The sequence below is a fragment of the Acetobacter okinawensis JCM 25146 genome, from assembly GCF_000613865.1.
In the GTDB taxonomy this organism is placed as follows: Bacteria; Pseudomonadota; Alphaproteobacteria; order Acetobacterales; family Acetobacteraceae; genus Acetobacter; species Acetobacter okinawensis.
On record NZ_BAJU01000002.1, the window covers coordinates 26,164 to 46,444 of the forward strand.

Here is a 20,281-nt window from a genome sequence, read left to right on the forward strand (position 1 = left end):
CCTGCTGTGTGGTGCAGGGCAATAAAAAACACCGCAGCCTTGCCACTGCGGTGTTTTTCTGGTCGTGTCCCTCAGAGGAAGGGCGAAGCAGGGGTCGGTAAGACCTTACTGCTCTGCGTCTACCCCGGTGTGGGTCTGCGGTGCAAAGGTCCAGCCAGAGCCGTAAGGCTGCGGCATGAACAGGCCCCATGTAGCCGTTGCTGCCGTGGGGTCAGCCCAGCCTGCGGTCGGGATCGGGGCGTGGTCCAGACGGAGTTTCTGAACGTCAGCAGCGGTCACGTTGGCAGGTGCCTTGTTACCCCATGCAGAGCGGATGAAGTTGACCACATCAGCAATCTGCTGGTCGGACAGAATGCTCTTGTAGTCCGGCATGGCAACAGCCGAAGGTGCCCAGTTGGTGGGCGGCAGCACGCCACCAGCCACGATGATGTGGGCAATGGAGGTCGGGTCGTCAGTGACCACCACGGAGTTACCGGCCAGCGGCGGGAACATACGGGCTACACCACCACCATCGTTACGATGGCAGGCTGCGCACTGTTCAACATAAACCCGTGCACCCGGGTTGCTGGCTGTGTTGCCAGAATCCAGCGCCTGAGCCGTGGACGGATCGTAGGTGTAATCCCCGCGTGATGGCGGAACCGGCGGCAGAGCCTTCAGGTACTTGGCAATGGCGTGCAGGTCGGAGTCCGTGAAGTACTGGGTGCTCCAGCCAACCACGTCGGCCATGCCACCAAATACGGCGGAGTGGTCGGTACGGCCGGACTTGAGGAACTGGAACAGATCATCTTCAGACCAGCGGCCCAGACCTACGACAGGGTCGTTGCGCAGGCTCGGAGCAATCCAGTTGTCGATCGGTGCGCCACCGGCAAGGAAGTCAGGACCACCGGCTGCATCCAGCGCTTTTTCCTGCATGGCAAAGCCGCGGGGCGTATGGCACGCACCGCAATGCCCGGCACCCGTGACCAGATATTCACCACGGGCGATTTCGGGGTCCGTACCCGGAGCAGGCGTAAAGTCCTTGGGCGTGGGTGCAAACATGGTGCGCCAGATAGCCAGCGGCCAGCGCATGGACATGGGCCAGCTGATGCCGACCTCACGGTTTTTCTGGGCGACCGGCTGCACACCATGCATGAAGTACGCGTAAAGCGACTTCACATCATCCTGCGTCATGCGGGAGAAGGCGGGATACGGCATGGCCGGATAAAGCGTGCTGCCATCCTTGCGGATGCCATGGCGCACGGCTTCATCAAACTCCTGCAACGTATAGGTGCCAATCCCGTAGGTGGGGTCAGGCGTGATGTTGGTCGAGTAAATCATGCCGATGGGGGTTTTGATTGCCAGCCCACCTGCAAACTTCTGACCGTTCAGTGCTGTGTGGCAAGCCACACAGTCACCAAGGCGAGCGACATACTCGCCCTTTTTGATCAGGTCTTCCTCAGCTCCCTGTGCATGTGCCAGGGAGGTTCCTGCCAGAAGCCCGACAGTGACCGCTCCAAGAGCGGCTTTTAGTCTGTTCATCATCATTTTTACCACTGTATCGCTTGTGTACCGAATGACGTCATGACTGCCGCTTATTGGGGCGGAATGCCCACGACCGGGGTCAGCGGAACGCCCTGATCATTCTTTCGGGCATCCACTTCACGCTGATAGCTCTCGTTCGCACGCTTGATGAGGTACTGACGGATGGACTCGATTTCCTCAGGCTTCATGCTCGTGTCAAAGCGGTCCATGCCATAAGCTGTCAGTGCACCACGGCCAACAACGTTGTAGAACGCATCCTCATGGCGGATTGCGCCGGACCAACGCAGGTCGGGGAGCACGCCGGAGCCTTCGCCGTTGTCACCGTGGCAGGTCTGGCAGTAGGTCTGGTACTGGAAGTAGCCTTTGGCAGCTTCCTTGGTGTCATATTCCGCAGGCGGCTTGACGGGCAGGAAGCCCAGTTCGTTCATGGCGGGCAGTTTGGCTGTGCCATCGAGCGAGAACACGGCCACATAGGAGTGGTTGACTGTCCAGCCAGATGTACGGCCCATCGCACCCATGGAGATCGGGTAGATGCCACCCCAGCCCACTTCAACCGCAACATACTGCTTGCCGTTGACGCTGTAGGTTATGGGGGGAGCAATAATGCCGCTCTGTGCGTCAAACTTGTAAAGGTCGGCACCGTTTGTGGCGTCATAGGCATGGAATTCGCCGTTTGCCAGACCCTGGAACAGCAGGTCGCCGCCAGTTGCCAGAACGCCGCCGTTCCATGGGCCTTTGTGGTCGATCTTCCACACGGTTTCCATTTTAACCGGATCCCATGCCAGCAGTTCGCCTTTAAGGTCCTTCAGGTACGCGGAGCGGGCTTCGGCCGAGTCAGGCAGGCCGGTCTTGGTCATGTCCAGACCGAGGTTCCATGCATCCGGGTGCGCCTTAAAGCCGCCAACCTGGTTCTGGTAGCCAAACGGAATCTGGTGTGCTGGCAGGTAGATCAGGTGGGTCTTGGGGCTGTACGCCATGGACATGAAGTTATGGGCACCCAGCGGGCCGGGAATACCGTACCAGAAGTTGCCGTTCAGGGTCCACAGACCTTCAGGCTTATAGATCGGGCGGCCCGTCAGCGGGTCAAGGCCACTGGCCCAGTTTTCGTACACATAGTTCTTGCCAGCCAGGAATTCACCCGTCTTGGCGTCGAGCATGTAGAAGAAGCCGTTTTTGGGAGCCTGCACAACAACGTGGCGCATCTCACCATTGATTGGCACGTCAAGGGTCATGACCTGCTGGACCGAGGTGTAGTCCCACTGGTCCATGGTGGTGGCCTGGAAGTGCCAGACATACTCACCCGTTTCAGGCTTGACGGCGACAATGCTGCCCAGGAACAGGTTGTTGCCGATCCCTTCGGAGCGGTATTTGTAGTTCCAGGGGGAACCGTTACCGACGGCCAGATAGACCAGATCGGACACGGGGTCATACACAATGGAGTCCCACACGGTGCCACCACCGCCCTGACGGACCCATGCCCCGTTGGGGCCATGTCCGGTAGGCTTTGGTCATCAGAACATTATCCGACGCTGCATGGTCGGGTTCGTTCTTGTTGTTAGGCACAGTGTAGAAGCGCCACTTCAGCTTGCCGGTTTCCGCATCAAAGGCGGAGACAAAGCCGCGGGCACCAAATTCTGCACCACCGTTGCCGATCAGGACCAGACCCTTGGCAATGCGGACGGCACCGTCAACAGTGTAGGAGCGCTGCTTGCCCAGAGAGGCATCGGCAGGAATGGTGTTGATTTCCCAGACTTTTTTGCCGGTTTTGGCATCCAGGGAGATCAGGCGGCCGTCAAACGTGCCAAAGTAAACCTTGCCGTTCCAGTAGCCTGCGCCACGGTTAACCGTATCGCAGCAGCCCTTGTCAGCAATGTTGCCGGGCACCTTGGGGTCGTATTCCCACAGCAGTTTGCCGGTTGCCGCATCAAGGGCTTTCATTTTGGACCAGTTGGTCGTGGCATACATGATGCCGTCCACAATCAGAGGCGTGCCTTCCTGACCGCGGTTGCTGTCCAGGTTGAAGTACCAGGCCAGCTTCAGGTTACCAACATTGGAGCGGTTGATCTGATCCAGCGGGCTGTAGCGCTGTTCAGAGTAGGTGCGTCCATAGGACAGCCAGTTCTCGGGGTGCTCATCGGCGTGGATGATGGCTTGTCCCGTGTCACCCAGACTGTCGGCGCGGGCAGGGGCTGCTGCGTAAGGTAGGGCAGCGGCACAGATTGTTCCAGCCGCGAGAATTCCTAGCAGCGAACGTCTCTTGGCGGAGGCGGGGCGGGTCATGCGTTCATGTCCTCGACTGTGTATCAAGATGAGGAAAAATAGAGCCGGAAATCCGGTTTCTCACACATCAGCCAAGGCCAGCGCTGTATGTCAATCACGCCAAGAGAATAGCTGCATCCCCACATATTCGTTCCTGATGGGGAACAGGCGTATGAAAATGCAGTTGAGATGCGCATGTGAACGTGTGTGTCACATCTGAAACACTCTGTTATAACATGCTGGGCGGGGCGGTATAAAGGTCCGAAAACTGGTACTCCGCCATCACTTCCAAAAAGGTGTTTTCACGGTTTTTTCCAGTCTTGAACACGGTGAATTCGCAAACTTCTTCTGTCTGGGCAAAGAGATGGCGGTGGGTTGCGAGCCATAGATTGCATGCCGTGGGGTCCACCTCAGTGATGTCCGCCAAAGCGATGCCAGAGGGGAGAAGGGAGTGGCTGGAAGGCACACCGGCCTGCCGTGCCGCGTTCCGGATTTTCACGGAAAGGTGATCTATAACAGAGGCTTCCACCGTGGCTTCCAGCATGATTCGGTTCCCTCTGGCCGACACGTCAAAACCCGTGTGCCGGAGTGTGACCGGGGTGGGTAGGTGGAGCGCGTACAGGTATTGGTCCAGCTCCTCCCACTCGGGCGGTTGCATGCGCCCGAAGGCGACCAGCGGCAGATAGAGCACAGGTGCGGGCCGCCATTCCCTGGAAGGGAAGAAGTCCTGAAAACCGTGCAGAAAAATGCGCATATCCACAGGGAGGGAAAGACCAACAGTAAGGTACATAACTGGCCTTATGACTGGGTGTGGGACATATAGGGACCATAACCCCGACGATTGCCCGCAGGCCCTGCTATTATATGACGTGCCGCACCCTTGACGGAAAGACAGGGCAGCCACAAGTATAAAGCAAAGCCAGACCTGTCTGGATAAGGAGAGTAGAAAACCATGTCGTTTAGTCGCGACTACCGTTCCCCCGCATCAGCGTCAGGCTGGAACGATCAGGCCAGTCTGGACGCTGGACTGCGCAGCTACATGCTGCGTGTTTACAACTGGATGGCATCTGGCCTTCTGCTTACCGGAATCGTGGCTTACGCCATTGCCAATACCGGGTTGAGCAGCCTGTTCTTTCAGGTTTTCCAGACTGCGGCGGGGCCGTTGCCGCGCCCGACCCTGCTGGGTGATCTGGCTATGCTGTCCCCGCTGGCGTTTGTGCTGGTCATGTCGTTCGGGATCAATCGTCTGTCCCTTCAGGGGGCACAGGGTCTGTTCTGGGCGTTCTGTGCTGCCATGGGTGCCAGCATGGCCAGCGTGTTTGTCATTTATACCGATACGTCCATTGTACGCGTGTTTCTGGTAACGGCATGCATGTTCGGTGCGACCTCCCTGTGGGGGTATGTCACCAAGGCCAATCTGCTCCAGTTCGGGTCTTTTCTGATGATGGGCCTTTTTGGTCTGGTGATTGCCGGTCTGGTCAACCTCTTCCTCAAGAGCCCGACGGTGTACTATCTCTATAGCATTGTCGGGGTGTTCATCTTTACGGCGTTCAGCGCGTTTGATGCTCAGCGGATTCGGGTCACATACCCACAGCTTGCTGCGTATGAAGGCCCGGAAATGACCGCCAAGCGCAGTGTTTATGACGCGCTGAGCCTCTACCTGAACTTCATCAACCTTTTCCAGTTCCTGTTGCAGTTCATGGGTGTCCGCAATTCCAGCGATTGAGACCCGCCTGCCAGAACCATGATGGCGCGTTCTGCTCACGTCAAAGGAAAGCCCGGTCAGTTATGGCCGGGTTTTTTTGTATGGGCAGTTATGCTTGGTCCGAATGATGGCATGAAAATCAAGAATGGGTGCCAAAATGGTCCTGATTTCAATTCTTTGAGTTGTAACACGGATGTGAGATTTTGTGTGGTCCCTAACAATATGAAATTTCAGACTAAATTTTGCCATTATTGGATTTTTTGAAATATTTTGAAATAGTTTGTGAGGTCCCCTTTCACTCCCCCAGACGCCTCAAAAGTGGGCAAATGCCATGCTTAAAACGGCTAACTGATTGTGACGAAAGGCAGATGGAACTTTTCTGACGTTTGAGAATCCTCGCGTAGGGAATAAAGTGTGCGCAATGCGTTTCCGCCGGGTTCGTGGCTGCGCCGTATGCACCATGTTCGGGTCTTCTTACCGGAGGACCAGAATGTGGTGCAGGTGTGGATCACCCCCGCCGGGACGTGGTTTTTCTTGCTGTTGACAGGCTTCTGTGGCAGCAGGACAAAAGTCTTTGTGAGGCTAAGTTGATGTCAGAACCAAGAGGCGTGCGATGAAAAACAAGTTACTGGCGAGAACGGCGCGATTGGGCGGCCTATCGTCAGCGTTGCTGCTTGCCGGGTGCGAACTAGACGTTCTGGACCCGAAAGGCCCGGTGGGAGAGGGGATTAAAACCCTTATTACCACCTCTGTGGTCGCAATGCTGATCGTAGTGGTTCCGACCATTATTCTGACACTTTGGTTTGCCTGGCAGTATCGCCAGTCCAACACGAGTGCCGAATATCTGCCGAAGTGGAGCCACTCCAACAAGATTGAAGTGGTGATCTGGGGCGTTCCGTCCCTGATTATTCTGTTTCTGGCAGTGATCACCTACCAGACCTGTCATTCTCTGGACCCCTACAAGCCGCTTGAAGCAGAATCCAATGCCAAGCCGCTGCATGTTCAGGTTGTGGCGCAGGACTGGAAATGGCTGTTCATTTACCCTGAACAGGGAATTGCAACAGTTAATCAGTTGGCAATGCCGGTCAATACGCCTGTTGACTTCGACATCACCTCTGATTCCGTGATGAACTCGTTCTTCATCCCGCGTCTTGGTTCCATGATTTATGCAATGGCAGGCATGCAGACCCAGCTTCATCTGCTGGCAAGCGAGCCGGGCGATTACATGGGTGAATCCGCCAACTACAGTGGGCGTGGCTTCTCCGATATGCGGTTCCATGCTCTGGCGATGAGCAATGATGAGTTCAACGCCTGGGTTGAAAAGGTGCGTGCATCTTCCGAACAGCTGGACAGCCAGACCTACCCCAAACTGGCAGCACCAAGCGAAGCGAACCCCGTCGAATATTTCGCGCATGTTGAACCCGGCATGTTCAACACGATCGTTGCCAAATACAACAACGGCATGGTCATGGACAAAAGCACTGGCAAGATGATTCAGGTGCAGCAGTCCGCGATGTCCGACATGAATATGAAGGAATAGGATCTATGCTAGGGAGACTATCGCTTTCGGCCATCCCGTTGGATGTGCCGATCCTAGTAGGTACGTTCATCGGCGTTCTCATTGTCGGTGTCGCGGTACTGGGACTGATTACCTATTACGGCAAGTGGGGCTACCTCTGGAAAGAGTGGTTTACCTCTGTCGATCACAAGCGTCTGGCTGTCATGTACATTGTACTGGCGCTGGTTGCTCTGGCCCGCGGTTTTGCGGACGCCATCATGATGCGTACCCAGCTTGCGCTGGCCTATGCCGGTAACCCCGGTTACCTGCCCCCGCATCACTACGACCAGATCTTCTCCGCTCACGGGACGATCATGATCTTCTTCCTGGCCATGGCGTTCATGACCGGTCTGTTCAACTTCATTGTGCCGCTCCAGATTGGCGCACGTGACGTGGCTTACCCGTTCCTGAACAACCTGAGCTTCTGGATGACGGCTGTTGCGTTCATGCTGGTGAACGTCTCCCTGTTCATTGGTGAGTTCTCGCAGTGCGGCTGGCTGGCTTATCCCCCGCTGTCCGAAATGCAGTTCAGCCTGGCGTGGGTGTTGACTACTATATCTGGGCGATCCAGATCTCTGGTGTTGGCACGCTGCTGACCGGTGTTAACTTCTTTGTCACCATTGTTAAGATGCGCGCTCCAGGCATGACCTGGCTGAAGATGCCCGTGTTCACATGGACGGCGTTCTGCTCTTCCATCCTGATCATGGCGACCTTCCCCGTGCTGACGGTTGCTGTTGCCCTTCTGGGTCTGGACCGTTACTTCGGTATGCACTTCTTCACCAATGATGGTGGCGGCAACCAGATGCTTTACCTGAACCTGATTTGGGCTTGGGGTCATCCGGAAGTTTACATCCTTGTTCTGCCTGCCTTTGGTGTGTTCTCCGAAGTGGTGCCTGCCTTCTCGGGCAAGCCGCTCTTCGGTTACAAGACCATGGTCTATGCAACCTGCTCCATCATGGTGCTGTCGTTCCTTGTGTGGGTGCATCACTTCTTCACCATGGGCGCTGGTCCGGACGTGAATGCCTTCTTCGGCATCGCAACCATGATCATCTCCATCCCGACCGGTGTTAAGCTCTTCAACTGGCTGTTCACCATGTATAAAGGTCGCATCCAGTACCATGCTTGCATGTATTGGGCTGTTGGCTTCATGGTGGTGTTCACCATCGGTGGTATGACCGGTGTGATGATGGCCATCCCCGGTTCCGACTTTGTGCTGCATAACAGCCTGTTCCTGATTGCCCACTTCCATAACGTGATTATCGGTGGTGTGTACTTCGGTTACGTCTGTGGCATGAACTTCTGGGCTCCGAAGGTTCTCGGCTTCAAAATGAACGAAGCATGGGGCATTCGCGCCTTCTGGTTCTGGCTCGTTGGCTTCTTCTTTGCCTTTATGCCGCTTTATGTCCTCGGTTTCGAAGGCATGACCCGTCGTATCAACCACTATGACAACCCGGCCTGGCATCCCTGGATGCTGATCGCCGAAGTTGGCGCAGTGCTCATCCTGTTTGGTGTTGTTTGCCAGCTGATGCAGATTTTTGTCTCCATCCGCGACTGCAACAAGCCCGAAAACCGCGACTTCACGGGTGATCCGTGGAACGGTCGTACGCTGGAATGGTCCACGTCTTCTCCTCCGCCGGTGTATAACTACGCTATTGTCCCCCATGTGAGCTCGCTCGATGCGTTCACGCATGACAAGGAAAATGGCATTGATACCCGTCAGGCTGGTGCTCAGTACGAAGCGATCCATATGCCCAAGAACACGGCATCTGGTATTTCCGCTGGTGCGTTTGCCCTGATCTTCGGCTTTGCCGCTGTGTGGTATATCTGGTGGCTGGCAGCCATTGGTCTTGTGGGCGTGATCGCTACGGTCATCGCACGCAGCGCCAACAAGGATATTGATTACTATATCCCTGCTGAAGAGGTTGCCCGGATCGAGAACGAGCACACCCGTAAACTGATGGCACAGGCAGCAGAATAATGGCACAGAACACAACTGTTCCGACCGCAGGCCACGACGAGCATCACCACGAAAATACGGTGGTGTTCGGGTTCTGGGTCTATCTGATGACGGACTGCATTATCTTTGGCTCTCTGTTCGCCACGTTTGCAGTCCTGCGTAACCAGTTCAATGGTGGGCCTACTCCCCACGAACTGTTCGAGTTTGGTGGGCTTGGGCTGGAAACAGCCCTCCTGCTTCTCTCCTCCATCACTTATGGGTTTGGCATGATTGCCGCCCATAAGACCCAGATCAGTCAGGTGATTATGTGGCTTGGCGTCACATTCCTGCTTGGTCTTGGGTTCGTTGGTCTGGAAGTGCGTGAATTCGCGCACATGATCGCGGATGGCGCTGGCCCCGATCGCAGTGCATTCCTGTCTGCGTTCTTCACGCTGGTATCCACCCATGGTCTGCACGTGACGTGTGGTCTGATCTGGATTGTTACCCTGATGGTTCAGCTGATGGGGACAACTGAAATTCCGGAACGCATGATGAACAAGCTCACCTGCCTGAGCCTGTTCTGGCACTTCCTGGATATCGTCTGGATCTGTGTTTTCACCTATGTCTATCTGGCGAGCATGATCTGATGAGCAATCCGAACACATCCTCCTCGGGCGAGAGCCACGGTAGCGTATCTTCGTACCTTATCGGCTTTGTTCTTGCTGTTATTCTGACGGTTCTGTCGTTTGGTGTGGTGATGAGCCACAGCCTTGCGCCAACCGGCACGCTGGCGGTGCTTTCTGTTCTGGCACTTGTTCAGGTTCTGGTGCATCTGCACTACTTCCTGCACATGGGTAGTGGCTCGGAAGCACGTTGGAACAACATTGCGTTTGTTTTCACCGTTGCATTCGTGTCCATCCTGATTGTCGGGACGGTCTTCATCATGGCCAACACGTCCATCAACATGATGTCTCGCTGATATCATGCACGGCGTTACCACTCCGGCCTGTGCCGGGGTGGTGGTCAGCACAAAAACCCCGGGGCCTCAGGCTCCGGGGTTTTTTGTTGGGCATATGGTGGGGCGTTTTACATGGCACTGGCGCGTATGGGCAGGCTATGGCGCGCCCTGTATGGTTGGTCTTTGGCCTGTGTAGGCCTTGTCGCTGGGCCATAAAAAAGGCACCGGGGTTTCCGGTGCCTTTTTTATGGTGGAACCTGTAGGGGGTGCAGGTTCAGTCTTTATGCGGCTCAGGGGAGAGCAACTCAGCCTTGTTGGGCTTGTCTTTCCATTCCTGCGCATCAGCAGGGGCCGTGCCTTTGCGTGTGATGTTGGGCCATTGGCTGGCGTATTTTGCGTTGATTTCCGCCCATGCTGCCGAACGGTCGTCGCTGTCGGGGAAAATGGCTTCGGCCGGGCATTCAGGTTCGCACACGCCGCAGTCAATGCACTCATCCGGGTTGATGACCAGAAAGTTTTCACCGGCGTAGAAGCAGTCAACGGGGCAGACTTCCACACAGTCCATGAATTTGCAGCGGATGCAGTTTTCAGTGACCACGTAGGTCATTGCCATCTCCGAAATTATCTGGCGGTCGAGGCATGCTCGCCGCGTGGGGTCAGATGGGCGACTGTCCGGTCGCGCCACCAAGGATGGCGCAGATATGATGGGGTTTTGGCCCTATGGCAACCCGCTTGGATGAAAGGGGGTACTTCATTGGCAGCAGAGCTGCTCCTACATTTGTCGCCGGAGCATGCTCAAAATGGCAAAAGGACTGCTGTTTTGGGCATTTTGCAGATGTTTGCCATGTTCGGGGCGGGAATGACGCTGTTTTCTTTTTTCTGGCCGGCGTGTTGGCAAAACCATAAAAGGCGCTGGTGGGCCAGCATGGTGTCGGGGCATGGTTGTTGGGGACTGCAGGCGGATTCCCAACCCCTTGAGCACTTCTGGCAGGTCTTTTTTGCTCACCCCCAGCCGTGATGCCAGAGAAAGAGGCAAAGGCTTGGGCGTGCGCGCGCACAGGCGCGCATGTCCTGCACAATATTGGCAGCAATATCGAGTCGAATAAGTGTACCGCCGCCTGCAAGCCAGCCTACGCTGCGGAGTAGTGCCAGCATAGCTGCGTCTGGTGGCGTATTCAGGCGCATGGAAACTGCCCCCGGCGGCGGGAGCTCTGCGATGGGCAGGGCATTATGGATGCGTAGGAGCAGACTGCGCAACGCCATAGGCTGGGGTTTGAGCAGGGGGGTGCAGAAGGCCAGTGCGCCATGCAGCCGTATGGCCTGTTGCCGCAGCAGATGGGCCTCTTTGGGGGGAAGGTGCGGGGGAGCGGCAAGAGTGGTAACTCCGACGTTTTCCATCATGGCGTGCACAATGCCACGGAGCAGGGGGTAATCTGCCACAGCCTGCTCGGCGCGGAACAGGGGGGCAAGGGCCTGCTGCTGAATGTTGGTTATGACCTGTGCCAGCCGCTCGCGTATTCTGCTCTTGTGGGCGCTTTCAAGAAATTCAGCATCTTCAATATGGATGACAGGGTGCAGGACCGAGGGACCTTTGCGCAAATGGGCAATGGGGTCATCACGCCAGAGAATATGCCCTGTTTGCAGGTTGAGTGTGATCTCACTCTCCGGTGCCTGCAAAAAGCGGGTGACAAGCCGGGGGATCTCGCTGCGGGCCGCGCGGCGTGCGGCCTTGAGAATGAGCGTCTGGTCCGAGCGGGCAGCCTGAGGGTCCGGGGTAAAGGCAAAGCCGCGCATATGCCCCACGTCGTGCCCTTCCACGCACACTTCGCCCGTTTTGCTGATGGCGCACAGCAGGGGGGCGCCATCGGCCTCCTCCAGCCTGCGGGCCAGACTGGCGGCGCGCCTGTCTACAAACCGGCTGGCCAGTCTTTCGTGTAATGCGTCTGAGAGCGCGTCTTCGAGCATGCGGGTGTGGCGCTGCCAGTGTGGGGCGTTTTCCACCCATTCGGGGTGGGCGGCAACGTAGGACCATGTGCGAATGCCCATCAGGCGGTGCATCAGGTCCTCTATCTCTCCCCCTGTGTGCTCCAGACTGGCAAGGCGGCTTTTGAGCCATGAGGATGGTAGACGTCCATCCCTGGCCAGAATGGCAAAGAGCTGGCCACACAGGCGGATATGGCTGTCCAGCCCCAGTTTGCGAAAATCAGGGATCTGGCAGATTTCCCACAGCAGGCGTGTATGCTGGGGCGTGGTGGCCAGTGTGCGCACAGCAGGGGTCTGCATGAGTGCGCTGAGTGTTTGCATGTCGGATGCAGGTTCGGCAGGGCGCAGGCTGGGGTGCGGGGTTTTCCGGCACAGGCTGTCGTACAGGGCCTGAGGGGAGGCAAAGCTGAGCTTGCTGCTGCGCCACCATAAAAAGGGAAGTGGCTCAAAATGATGGGTTTCTATGGCTTCGGCCATGGTCTCGGGCAGGGGCGGGCATTCTCCGGTGGTGCCAAAGGTGCCATCCCGTGTGCCACGGCCTGCGCGGCCTGCAATCTGGGCAATTTCGGCCGGGGCCAGCATGCGGTGGCGTTGCCCGTCAAATTTGGACAGCCCGGCAAAGGCAACATGGTCAATGTTCATGTTCAGACCCATGCCAATGGCATCGGTCGCAACCAGGTAATCCACCTCGCGGTTCTGGTAGAGGGCAACCTGCGCGTTGCGGGTACGGGGGGATAACTGCCCCATGACCACGGCGCAGCCGCCGCGTTTGCGCCGGATCAGTTCAGCAATGGCGTACACATCCGCCATGGAAAACGCGACAATGGCCGTGCGGGGTGGCAGGCGGGACAGGCGCGTATGGCCGGTGTAGGTCAGGCTGGACAGGCGGGGGCGTGTTTCTACCTCCACGTCACGGATCAGGGTTCTCATCAACGGGGCAATGGTGTCTGCCCCAAGGAACAGCGTTTCGGACAGGCCGCGGGCGTTGAGCAGGCGGTCGGTAAAAATATGTCCGCGTTCGGGGTCGGCGCAAAGCTGGATTTCGTCCACCGCCACAAAGTCCACTGGGCGGTTCATGGGCATGGCTTCAACCGTGCAGGAAAACCAGCGGGCCTGAGGGGGAATGATTTTTTCCTCCCCCGTAATCAGCGCCACCGAGCGCACCCCTTTCAGGCGCACCATGCGGTCATAGTTCTCCCGCGCCAGAAGCCGGAGCGGAAAGCCGATAATCCCTGAGGAGTGTGCCAGCATCCGCTCAAGCGCAAGATGGGTTTTGCCGGTATTGGTCGGGCCCAGAATAGCCCGGACAGGTGCCCGCTCTGCAAGGCGGGCAGTAAGCAGGGCAGGAACCATCTGGCGTGTGGAAACCGTCATGCTGTGCATGGTCGGATGCCCCGCTCCGAAAAGCAAGTCGGCAATGAGCAGAATCTCCCCCGTTGCATGATGCAAAAGGGAGGCGCAGGGTGCCCCAAGAAGGAGGAATGCCATGCCTATTCGTGATCTGGACTGCCTGAGCGTTGCCCGCAGGCGCAAGGCACTGTGTGCCGTCTATGCTGTGCGTGCTCAGGAGAGAGAGACGTGGGTGGCACTGGCGGGTGAGCCTGCCGTGGCATTTGCCGAAAACTGCGGCTTTATGGCCCGGCCTGGACAACTGGTGCTGGTGCCCGGCCCAGAGGGTAAGGTGCAGGCGCTGTTTGGCCTGCCTGCGGCAGATGTGCGTGACCCGTTCATGTTTGGTAGGCTTGCACTTGATCTGCCGGAAGGGGAGTGGTGCGTACATGTGCCAGACGATGTGGCGCGCGATGATGTTATTCTGGGCTTCTGCCTTGGGGCGTATTGCTACAGCCTGAAGACGCAAGACAAGGCCCCTGCACAGCCCCGGCTTGTGGTTACGGCAGGGGAGCGTAAGGGGCTGGCGGCGCAGATGGCACGCGCGATCTGCTTTGCCCGAGACCTGATCAACATGCCAGCCAACCTGCTTGGCCCTTCCGACCTTGCGCGTGAGGCCAAGGGGGCGTTGCGCCCGCTGGGTGCGGATGTGGAGGTGATCAAGGGGGCAGAACTGGATGCGGCCTACCCCTTGCTGGCGCATGTGGGCAATGGCTCGGAGCGCGCGCCACGGGTGGTTCTGGCCCGCTGGAGTGGTACGCATGCAGGTAAGGATGCACCCCTTATCTCTCTTGTGGGCAAGGGTGTGTGCTTTGATAGCGGGGGGTATGACATCAAACCCTCAAGTGGCATGTTGCGGATGAAAAAGGACATGGGCGGAGCCGCCACGGTGCTGGCACTGGCCTGGCTGGTCATGGCGCAGGACCTGCCCGTAAGGCTGGAGCTGCGGCTGGGCTGCGTGGAAAACAGCGTGTCCGGCCACGCCATGCGTCCGCTGGATGTCATCCGTAGCCGGTCGGGCCTGACTGTGGAAATTGGCAATACCGACGCCGAGGGGCGACTGGTGCTGAGTGATCTTTTGTATGAGGCGGGTGAGAGCGCACCGGCCCTGCTGGTGGATGTGGCCACCCTTACAGGTGCGGCCCGCGTGGCGCTGGGGCCGGACCTGCCAGCTCTGTTCTGCAACAGCGATTCCACGGCCATACTGTTTGCAGAAGCTGCGGAATATGAGGCAGACCCCCTGTGGCGTCTGCCGCTCTGGCAGGGCTATGTGGGCTGGTTGAAAAGCTCTGTGGCGGACCTGAACAATATTGCCTCCCGCCCTATGGCGGGAGCAATTACGGCGGGATTGTTCTTGGAACAATTTGTAAAACCAGACCAGCGCTGGGCGCATGTCGATAGTTATGCATGGAACGATTCCAGCAGACCGGGGCGACCGGAAGGGGGCGATACCCCCGGAATTCGTGCACTTTTCCGTGTAATCCGTTCTCTTTGTGGAACGAATGACACGGAAAAGACGTAAAGCTAGGACAAGTTGACTGAGCGTAATAATTTTTTGTTACAACACTTTAAAAAATCGTTTCGGTGTCTATATAAAGCACATGAAATTCATTCCGGTTTGAATAGGGGCCGGAACAACACAGCCGGACGGGCCAAAGCTCTGGCCCACGGCAGAAAAGGAAGTTGAACGTCATGGCACAGGCCGCAGAAAAGGCAGAGGATCTGGTCAAGACCCTGCGGGATACCGTTGTTGCACTGGTACGCGGAGAAGGGCCGGACCTGTCCGCCCGTCAGCTTGCTGTGTTTCTGACCTGCTATCTGGACGAGAGCGGGCATACGGTGCGTGGTCTGGCGGCAAGCCTGAACGTGTCCAAGCCTGCCATTACCCGCGCACTGGACCGCCTGAGCGAGCTGGATCTGGCACGCCGCAAGGTGGACCCGCTGGATCGTCGTTCCGTTCTGGTGCAGCGCACCCCCAAGGGCGCGTCCTACCTGAAGGAAATCCGTTCCATTATGGGCACCACCGTGCGTGATGCGGGCCAGAGCGCCCAGCAGGAACCCAAGGTTGCAACCGTGCGCCGCCTGCGCCGTGTTGCGGCAGCCTGAGCTGCCGATTTTATCCAGCCTGTAAGGCGGATTAAAGTTGCCCTGTTGCGGGGTGTGGCCATGTTCACGCATGGTCAAACCCGTGCGGCGGGCAACTTTTTTGTATTGGGGGCGTTGTTTTCGGTAACCTTGTCAATCAGGTAAAGGAAACCACCCCATGCGTTTTTCTTCTGCTGTTGCTGCCGCCGCTCTGGCTGTTTCCTTTGGTGCTGTGTCCGCAGCGCAGGCGGCTGACGCCATGGGCGCCCCTACAGCCAAACTGACCCTGACCGCCAAATCGGCCGATATTGGGGTCGGGTATACGTGGGGGGAGGGTAAGCTGACATATGGCGGCAAGACCCACACTTTCTCCATTACCGGGGGCACTATTGCCGCTGTTGGCTTTTCCAAGATCGAGGGCACGGGTACGGTTTATAACCTGCACCGACTGAAGGATTTTGATGGCACTTATGCCGCTGCCCATGGTGAGGCCACGCTGGGGCAGGGTCTGGGGGGAGCGGTGCTGGAAAACAGGAATGGTGTGCGGATCAAGATCGAGACCATATCGCAGGGGGCAAGGCTTGCCGGGTCTGCGCAGGGGCTGACGTTTACACTCAAATAAATCTCTGGTGGGGCGAGCCGTTTACCACCTGCCAACAGGGTGTGTGCGGGTACGTGCAACGGCAAATGCGGTCCATGCCAGTTGGGGCAGCATAAGCAGGGCCAGCCCGCCTGCGCTGGTCCAGATATTGGCGGTGGGTGCTACAAGGCTGGCAATGGTGCATCCCCACAGGGTCATGCACCACTCCAGACCAGATACCACTGGGACTGGCACATGGCTGCGGTGCAGGATCTGGTAAAGATGTCCACGGTGTGCGCGTAGGAGCGGGTGCCCAGCACAACCACGCCGGATGAGTGTGAACACTACATCATAAATCAGTGGAAACAGCAGCGCCGGCCCAAGCAGCCAGCCACCGGGCAGCGTTGTGTGGCTGGCAATATACAGCGCTGCGGTGCCAGCAAGCAGGCCGCATCCCTGACTGCCAACATCCCCCATAAAAATCCGGGCATGAGGGAAGTTGAAAGGCAGAAAGCCAAGCAGGCTGCAGGCCAGAAGCAGGGATGGCCATTGGAGCTCCGGCACCCCAAAAGTCGGGGCAACAACGGCCAGCGCCACAGCAGCACAGCTCAGGCAGCCGGAAATAAGCCCGTTGAGCCCATCCATGAAGTTGGTGGCATTGGTCATGAAAATCAGCCAGAGCACGGAGAGTATGGCCCCCGTTAAAGGTGTTGGCCAACTCAGGCTTATGCCGCCCCCCACCACCATGCACGCGGCGGCGGTTTGTGCTGCCAGTTTAATGGTTGGAGGCCATTGGTACAGGTCATCCAGCCATGACACACTGCACAGGAGCACAAGGGCGCAGGCGGTTAGAATACAGCTCAAAGAGAGCACCGGCTGCCCTGTCAGCAACTGCATAAGCGGGAAAAATAGCCCGAATGCCACCATAACCCCGATTCCTCCCCCTTTGGGTGTGGGGGTGGCATGTGCGCTGCGGTGCACGGGGTGGTCCATGATTGCCAGCCGATCATGCGCCGAACAAGGGCAGCGCACAGCCATGTTGCGCAAAACAGACAGGAAAATGCCAGAGCGTAGAAAAAAAAAGGCATGAAATAAGGCCATTGTCCGGTTAGGCTGCTTCTAGGATGTCAGGGGCTGGGCTATATGTGCAGGATCATGGTATCGCAACCTTCTCAACTCCAGCATCACTATCCAAGATTTTGGCCGTTGAACAGGATTGCTGTTAATATCCTGCTTGATGGCGCGCTGGCAGCGCTGGCGGCCCCTCTGGCCCGCTGGCTGGCAGCCCCGCAGGATGGTCTGCTCCACCCGTTGTGGTTTTTGGCTGGTGGGGGTGTTTCTCTGGCAGTGAGCGGGATTCCATTCAGAATTCCGCAGCAATACTGGCGTTTTTCCGGTGTTTCGGACCTGCTGGGTATTGCCGGTGCATCTGTTGCAAGTGCGCTGCTGTTTTCTGTCGGGTTGGTGTGGGCTGGCTTCCCGCTCCCGAGCGAGGCTTTTCCCGTTATTTACGCCATGGTTCTGCTCATTCTGTTGGGTGGGTCGCGTGTTTCCCTTCGTGTGGCGCACAGGCTTGTGGCCCGGCGGGAGGGGCGGCAGCGCGTGGTGCTGATCGGGACGGCCAATACGGCTGATCTTTACCTGATGGCGCTTGAACGCAACCATGACATGAATATCCGCGTCGTGGGGCTGGTGGGGCTTAAGCAGCAGGCTGGGCAGCGCATTCAGAATGTACCGATTCTGGGCCATGTGCAGGAAATATCGCTCGTGCTGGAACGGATGCGCAAGGCGGGGAGCCTGCCCAAGGCTCTGGTTGTTGCGGACCCCGCCTTTAAGGGGCAAGCGCTCAGCCGGGTGCTGGCTGTGGCGGCCGATTACGGGATTGCCGTGCTCAGAACCCCCGTGATGACCGAACTTACGCCCGCTGACCAGGTGCACTTGCGACCCATCCCGATTGAAGATCTGCTTAACCGTCCGCAGGTATCTCTCGATCATGCGGGCATGGAGCGTCTGATCAGGCAGCGCACAGTTATGGTGACCGGGGCGGGGGGCACTATCGGGTCAGAACTGGTACGCCAGATCGCTCAGCTTGGGCCTGCCTGTCTGGTTCTGCTTGACCATGGTGAGTTCGCGCTCTGGCAGATTGATGTGGAACTGGCCGATTGTGCGCCGGATATTCCACGTCAGGTCGTTGTGGCTGATGTCCGTGATGAAGAGCGGATGGACGCCGTTATGGCACATTTCAAGCCTGATCTGGTGTTTCATGCCGCAGCCCTCAAACATGTGCCGATCGTGGAGGCAAACCCGGAGGAAGGGGTGCTGACCAATGTGCACGGCACACGGGTCGTGGCCGATGCCGCCGCCCGGTATGGAGCGGGCGCCATGGTGGTTATTTCCACCGACAAGGCGGTCAATCCATCCAGTCTGATGGGAGCCTCCAAGCGTGCGGCGGAAATGTACTGTCAGGCGCTCGATATTCAGGCCCGTGCAGCAGGAGCCGGTGGGGGCATGCGCTGCATTACGGTCCGGTTTGGCAATGTGCTGGGGTCAACGGGGTCTGTGGTGCCACTGTTCCAGAGGCAGCTGGAGCGGGGCGGACCGCTGACCATCACGCATCCGGAAATGCGGCGCTACTTCATGACCGTGCCGGAGGCCGTGGGGCTTGTTTTGCAGGCCAGTGTGCGCGGGACATCCGGGGTCGGAGCGACCGGCACGGATGATCTGCTCCGCCACGGTGGCATTTTTGTGCTGGATATGGGGGAGCCGGTAAAAATAGTTGATCTGGCACGGCAGATGGTGCGCCTTGCCGGGCTTAAACCGGACGAGGATGTGGCCATTCATTTTACTGGCCTGCGTGCGGGGGAAAAACTGTACGAGGAGCTGTTCCACGGACGTGAGGCTCCGGTGCCGACCGATGCGCCGGGTCTGTTCATGGCCACTCCCCGCGTGGTGGAGCTGGCAGATGTGCGTGCAGCGGTTGACCAGATTACCCTCCATGCCCGCCGTGGAGAGGTGGGTGCAGCGTTACAGGTCCTGTGCCAGCTTGTGCCGGAATTTGACCATAACCCTCATGGAGAAGTACGCTCCCTGGCACCGGCTGGTGCAAAATCCTCCGATGCTGTAAGGAACGAACAGATAAAGGCCGATGGTACGGAGCAGATGGCACCATGAGCAGTTCAGACGACAGGCCCATTGCGTTTCTTGATCTTGCAGCCCAGCAGGAGCGGATAGGGCCAGCGCTCCGCCAGCGTCTGGATGCCGTTCTGGCGCACTGCCGGTTTGTTATGGGGCCAGAGGTTACAGAGCTTGAGGGACGTCTGGCGGCATGGGCAGGTGCGCGTGAGTGCGTAGGTGTTTCTTCCGGCACGGATGCGCTCCAGATTGTTATGATGGCCGAGGGGATTGGTCCGGGGGATGCAGTATTCCTACCGGCCTTTACTTACACGGCTACGGCGGAAGTGCCCTTGGTGCTGGGAGCTACGCCCGTATTTGTGGATGTGGACCCTAGAACATTCCAGATTGACCCTGAACACCTGCGCAGTCGTATTCAGGCGGTGCGGGCTGCTGGTAAACTGAGGCCCCGCGCCATTGTCGGGGTGGACCTGTTTGGCCAGCCTGCTCCGTGGCCGGAATTGCGGGCCATCGCCCAGCATGAAGGTCTGTTTCTTATGGCGGACTGCGCGCAGTCCTTTGGAGCGGAACTGGCAGGTAAACCACTGGGGCGCGAGGCTACGGCGACGACCCTGTCCTTTTTTCCTTCCAAGCCTTTGGGGGGGTATGGCGATGGTGGCGCTATTCTGACTGACGATCCTGAGCGTGCCGCAATTTACCGCTCCTTACGCACGCACGGCGAAGGCACAACCCGGTACGAGGTGCTGCGCACGGGTATGAATGGTCGGCTGGATACCCTGCAGGCCGCAGTCCTGCTGGCCAAGCTGGATTTTTTTAAACAAGAGCTGGCCCGGCGGGATGCCATTGCGGCGCAGTATGATGCAGGTCTTGGCGGGCATGTGCAGGTGCCTGCACGTGTGGCTGATAGCCGGAGTGCATGGGCTATTTATGCTATTCTTGTTGGCTGTGCAGAAGAAAGAGAGCACCTTCAGGCCCGCCTGAAAGACAGAGGGGTGCCTTCGGCTATCTATTACCCTTTGCCACTGCATAAACAGCCTGCCTACCGCGACCACCATGATGGGGCGGTTCTTCCTGTTTCTGATGATCTGGCACAGCGTATTCTGGCGCTGCCTATCCATCCAGAACTGACCGATCAAGATGTGGCGCGTGTTATTGCCGCAGTAAAAGGGTAAGAA

General features: G+C 57.9%; 13 protein-coding genes and 3 pseudogenes. 10 read left to right on the top strand and 6 right to left on the bottom strand.

The features are described 5' to 3' along the window. Positions 1–105 precede the first annotated feature (105 nt). The 3 genes and pseudogenes from JCM25146_RS01580 to JCM25146_RS01590 all read right to left on the bottom strand — a co-directional run bounded on the left by JCM25146_RS01580 (position 106) and on the right by JCM25146_RS01590 (position 4,534). The gene (locus JCM25146_RS01580; protein WP_025825390.1) at positions 106–1,524 is read right to left on the bottom strand and encodes a c-type cytochrome; all 1,419 of its coding nucleotides are present in this window, start codon (positions 1,522–1,524) and stop codon (positions 106–108) included. Positions 1,525–1,571: 47 nt separating this feature from the next. Continuing rightward, positions 1,572–3,801: pseudogene (locus tag JCM25146_RS16410) on the bottom strand (PQQ-dependent dehydrogenase, methanol/ethanol family). Positions 3,802–4,009: 208 nt separating this feature from the next. Then, entirely contained in the window at positions 4,010–4,534 is a 525-nt protein-coding gene (locus JCM25146_RS01590) for a hypothetical protein (protein ID WP_148298924.1), read from the bottom strand. Between the two features lie 198 nt (positions 4,535–4,732). Between JCM25146_RS01590 and JCM25146_RS01595 the strand changes: the two genes are divergently transcribed. The 5 genes and pseudogenes from JCM25146_RS01595 to cyoD all read left to right on the top strand — a co-directional run bounded on the left by JCM25146_RS01595 (position 4,733) and on the right by cyoD (position 9,958). Beyond that, the gene (locus tag JCM25146_RS01595; RefSeq protein ID WP_025825394.1) at positions 4,733–5,506 is read left to right on the top strand and encodes a Bax inhibitor-1/YccA family protein; all 774 of its coding nucleotides are present in this window, start codon (positions 4,733–4,735) and stop codon (positions 5,504–5,506) included. A 592-nt stretch (positions 5,507–6,098) separates the two neighbouring features. After that, positions 6,099–7,025, top strand: a complete 927-nt coding sequence (cyoA, locus tag JCM25146_RS01605; RefSeq protein WP_025825396.1) for a ubiquinol oxidase subunit II — start codon at positions 6,099–6,101, stop codon at positions 7,023–7,025. A gap of 5 nt (positions 7,026–7,030) precedes the next feature. Continuing rightward, positions 7,031–9,021: pseudogene (gene cyoB, locus JCM25146_RS16415) on the top strand (cytochrome o ubiquinol oxidase subunit I). Continuing rightward, positions 9,021–9,626, top strand: a complete 606-nt coding sequence (cyoC, locus tag JCM25146_RS01615) for a cytochrome o ubiquinol oxidase subunit III (protein ID WP_025825398.1) — start codon at positions 9,021–9,023, stop codon at positions 9,624–9,626. Before cyoB ends, cyoC begins: the two are co-directional and overlap by 1 nt. Further along, positions 9,626–9,958 carry a cytochrome o ubiquinol oxidase subunit IV gene (cyoD, locus tag JCM25146_RS01620; RefSeq protein WP_025825400.1) on the top strand — a complete coding sequence of 111 codons (333 nt, stop codon included), beginning with the start codon at positions 9,626–9,628 and terminating at the stop codon, positions 9,956–9,958. The genes cyoC and cyoD overlap by 1 nt, the downstream gene beginning before the upstream one ends. Before the next feature lie 253 nt (positions 9,959–10,211). Here cyoD and fdxA read toward each other — a convergent pair whose 3' ends face one another. Continuing rightward, the gene (fdxA, locus tag JCM25146_RS01630) at positions 10,212–10,544 is read right to left on the bottom strand and encodes a ferredoxin FdxA (RefSeq protein WP_025825402.1); all 333 of its coding nucleotides are present in this window, start codon (positions 10,542–10,544) and stop codon (positions 10,212–10,214) included. A 165-nt stretch (positions 10,545–10,709) separates the two neighbouring features. Further along, positions 10,710–13,294, bottom strand: a pseudogene (locus tag JCM25146_RS16420) (helicase-related protein). A gap of 112 nt (positions 13,295–13,406) precedes the next feature. Here JCM25146_RS16420 and JCM25146_RS01640 point away from each other — a divergent pair. The 3 genes from JCM25146_RS01640 to JCM25146_RS01650 all read left to right on the top strand — a co-directional run bounded on the left by JCM25146_RS01640 (position 13,407) and on the right by JCM25146_RS01650 (position 16,016). Next, on the top strand, positions 13,407–14,831 hold the full coding sequence (locus JCM25146_RS01640) for a leucyl aminopeptidase family protein (protein ID WP_025825404.1): 1,425 nt from the start codon (positions 13,407–13,409) through the stop codon (positions 14,829–14,831). Between the two features lie 170 nt (positions 14,832–15,001). Then, on the top strand, positions 15,002–15,415 hold the full coding sequence (locus JCM25146_RS01645; RefSeq protein WP_025825406.1) for a MarR family transcriptional regulator: 414 nt from the start codon (positions 15,002–15,004) through the stop codon (positions 15,413–15,415). 157 nt (positions 15,416–15,572) lie between these two features. Then, the gene (locus tag JCM25146_RS01650; RefSeq protein ID WP_025825408.1) at positions 15,573–16,016 is read left to right on the top strand and encodes a hypothetical protein; all 444 of its coding nucleotides are present in this window, start codon (positions 15,573–15,575) and stop codon (positions 16,014–16,016) included. Between the two features lie 21 nt (positions 16,017–16,037). On the opposite strand, the gene JCM25146_RS16425 is transcribed toward JCM25146_RS01650, so the two are convergent. Beyond that, positions 16,038–16,955, bottom strand: a complete 918-nt coding sequence (locus tag JCM25146_RS16425) for an MraY family glycosyltransferase (RefSeq protein ID WP_242400839.1) — start codon at positions 16,953–16,955, stop codon at positions 16,038–16,040. A 174-nt stretch (positions 16,956–17,129) separates the two neighbouring features. Between JCM25146_RS16425 and JCM25146_RS01660 the strand changes: the two genes are divergently transcribed. Further along, complete coding sequence (locus JCM25146_RS01660) at positions 17,130–19,145, top strand: polysaccharide biosynthesis protein (protein ID WP_025825410.1); 2,016 nt, start codon at positions 17,130–17,132, stop codon at positions 19,143–19,145. Then, complete coding sequence (locus JCM25146_RS01665) at positions 19,142–20,278, top strand: DegT/DnrJ/EryC1/StrS family aminotransferase (protein WP_025825413.1); 1,137 nt, start codon at positions 19,142–19,144, stop codon at positions 20,276–20,278. The genes JCM25146_RS01660 and JCM25146_RS01665 overlap by 4 nt, the downstream gene beginning before the upstream one ends. Positions 20,279–20,281 lie beyond the last annotated feature (3 nt).

Bases quoted from the DNA above. Each gene is read 5' to 3' on its own strand.
- JCM25146_RS01580 (WP_025825390.1), bottom strand. From the start codon at position 1,524: ATGATGATGAACAGACTAAAAGCCGCTCTTGGAGCGGTCACTGTCGGG.
- JCM25146_RS01590 (WP_148298924.1), bottom strand. From the start codon at position 4,534: ATGCGCATTTTTCTGCACGGTTTTCAGGACTTCTTCCCTTCCAGGGAA.
- JCM25146_RS01595 (WP_025825394.1), top strand. From the start codon at position 4,733: ATGTCGTTTAGTCGCGACTACCGTTCCCCCGCATCAGCGTCAGGCTGG.
- cyoA (WP_025825396.1), top strand. From the start codon at position 6,099: ATGAAAAACAAGTTACTGGCGAGAACGGCGCGATTGGGCGGCCTATCG.
- cyoC (WP_025825398.1), top strand. From the start codon at position 9,021: ATGGCACAGAACACAACTGTTCCGACCGCAGGCCACGACGAGCATCAC.
- cyoD (WP_025825400.1), top strand. From the start codon at position 9,626: ATGAGCAATCCGAACACATCCTCCTCGGGCGAGAGCCACGGTAGCGTA.
- fdxA (WP_025825402.1), bottom strand. From the start codon at position 10,544: ATGACCTACGTGGTCACTGAAAACTGCATCCGCTGCAAATTCATGGAC.
- JCM25146_RS01640 (WP_025825404.1), top strand. From the start codon at position 13,407: ATGCCTATTCGTGATCTGGACTGCCTGAGCGTTGCCCGCAGGCGCAAG.
- JCM25146_RS01645 (WP_025825406.1), top strand. From the start codon at position 15,002: ATGGCACAGGCCGCAGAAAAGGCAGAGGATCTGGTCAAGACCCTGCGG.
- JCM25146_RS01650 (WP_025825408.1), top strand. From the start codon at position 15,573: ATGCGTTTTTCTTCTGCTGTTGCTGCCGCCGCTCTGGCTGTTTCCTTT.
- JCM25146_RS01660 (WP_025825410.1), top strand. From the start codon at position 17,130: ATGGTATCGCAACCTTCTCAACTCCAGCATCACTATCCAAGATTTTGG.
- JCM25146_RS01665 (WP_025825413.1), top strand. From the start codon at position 19,142: ATGAGCAGTTCAGACGACAGGCCCATTGCGTTTCTTGATCTTGCAGCC.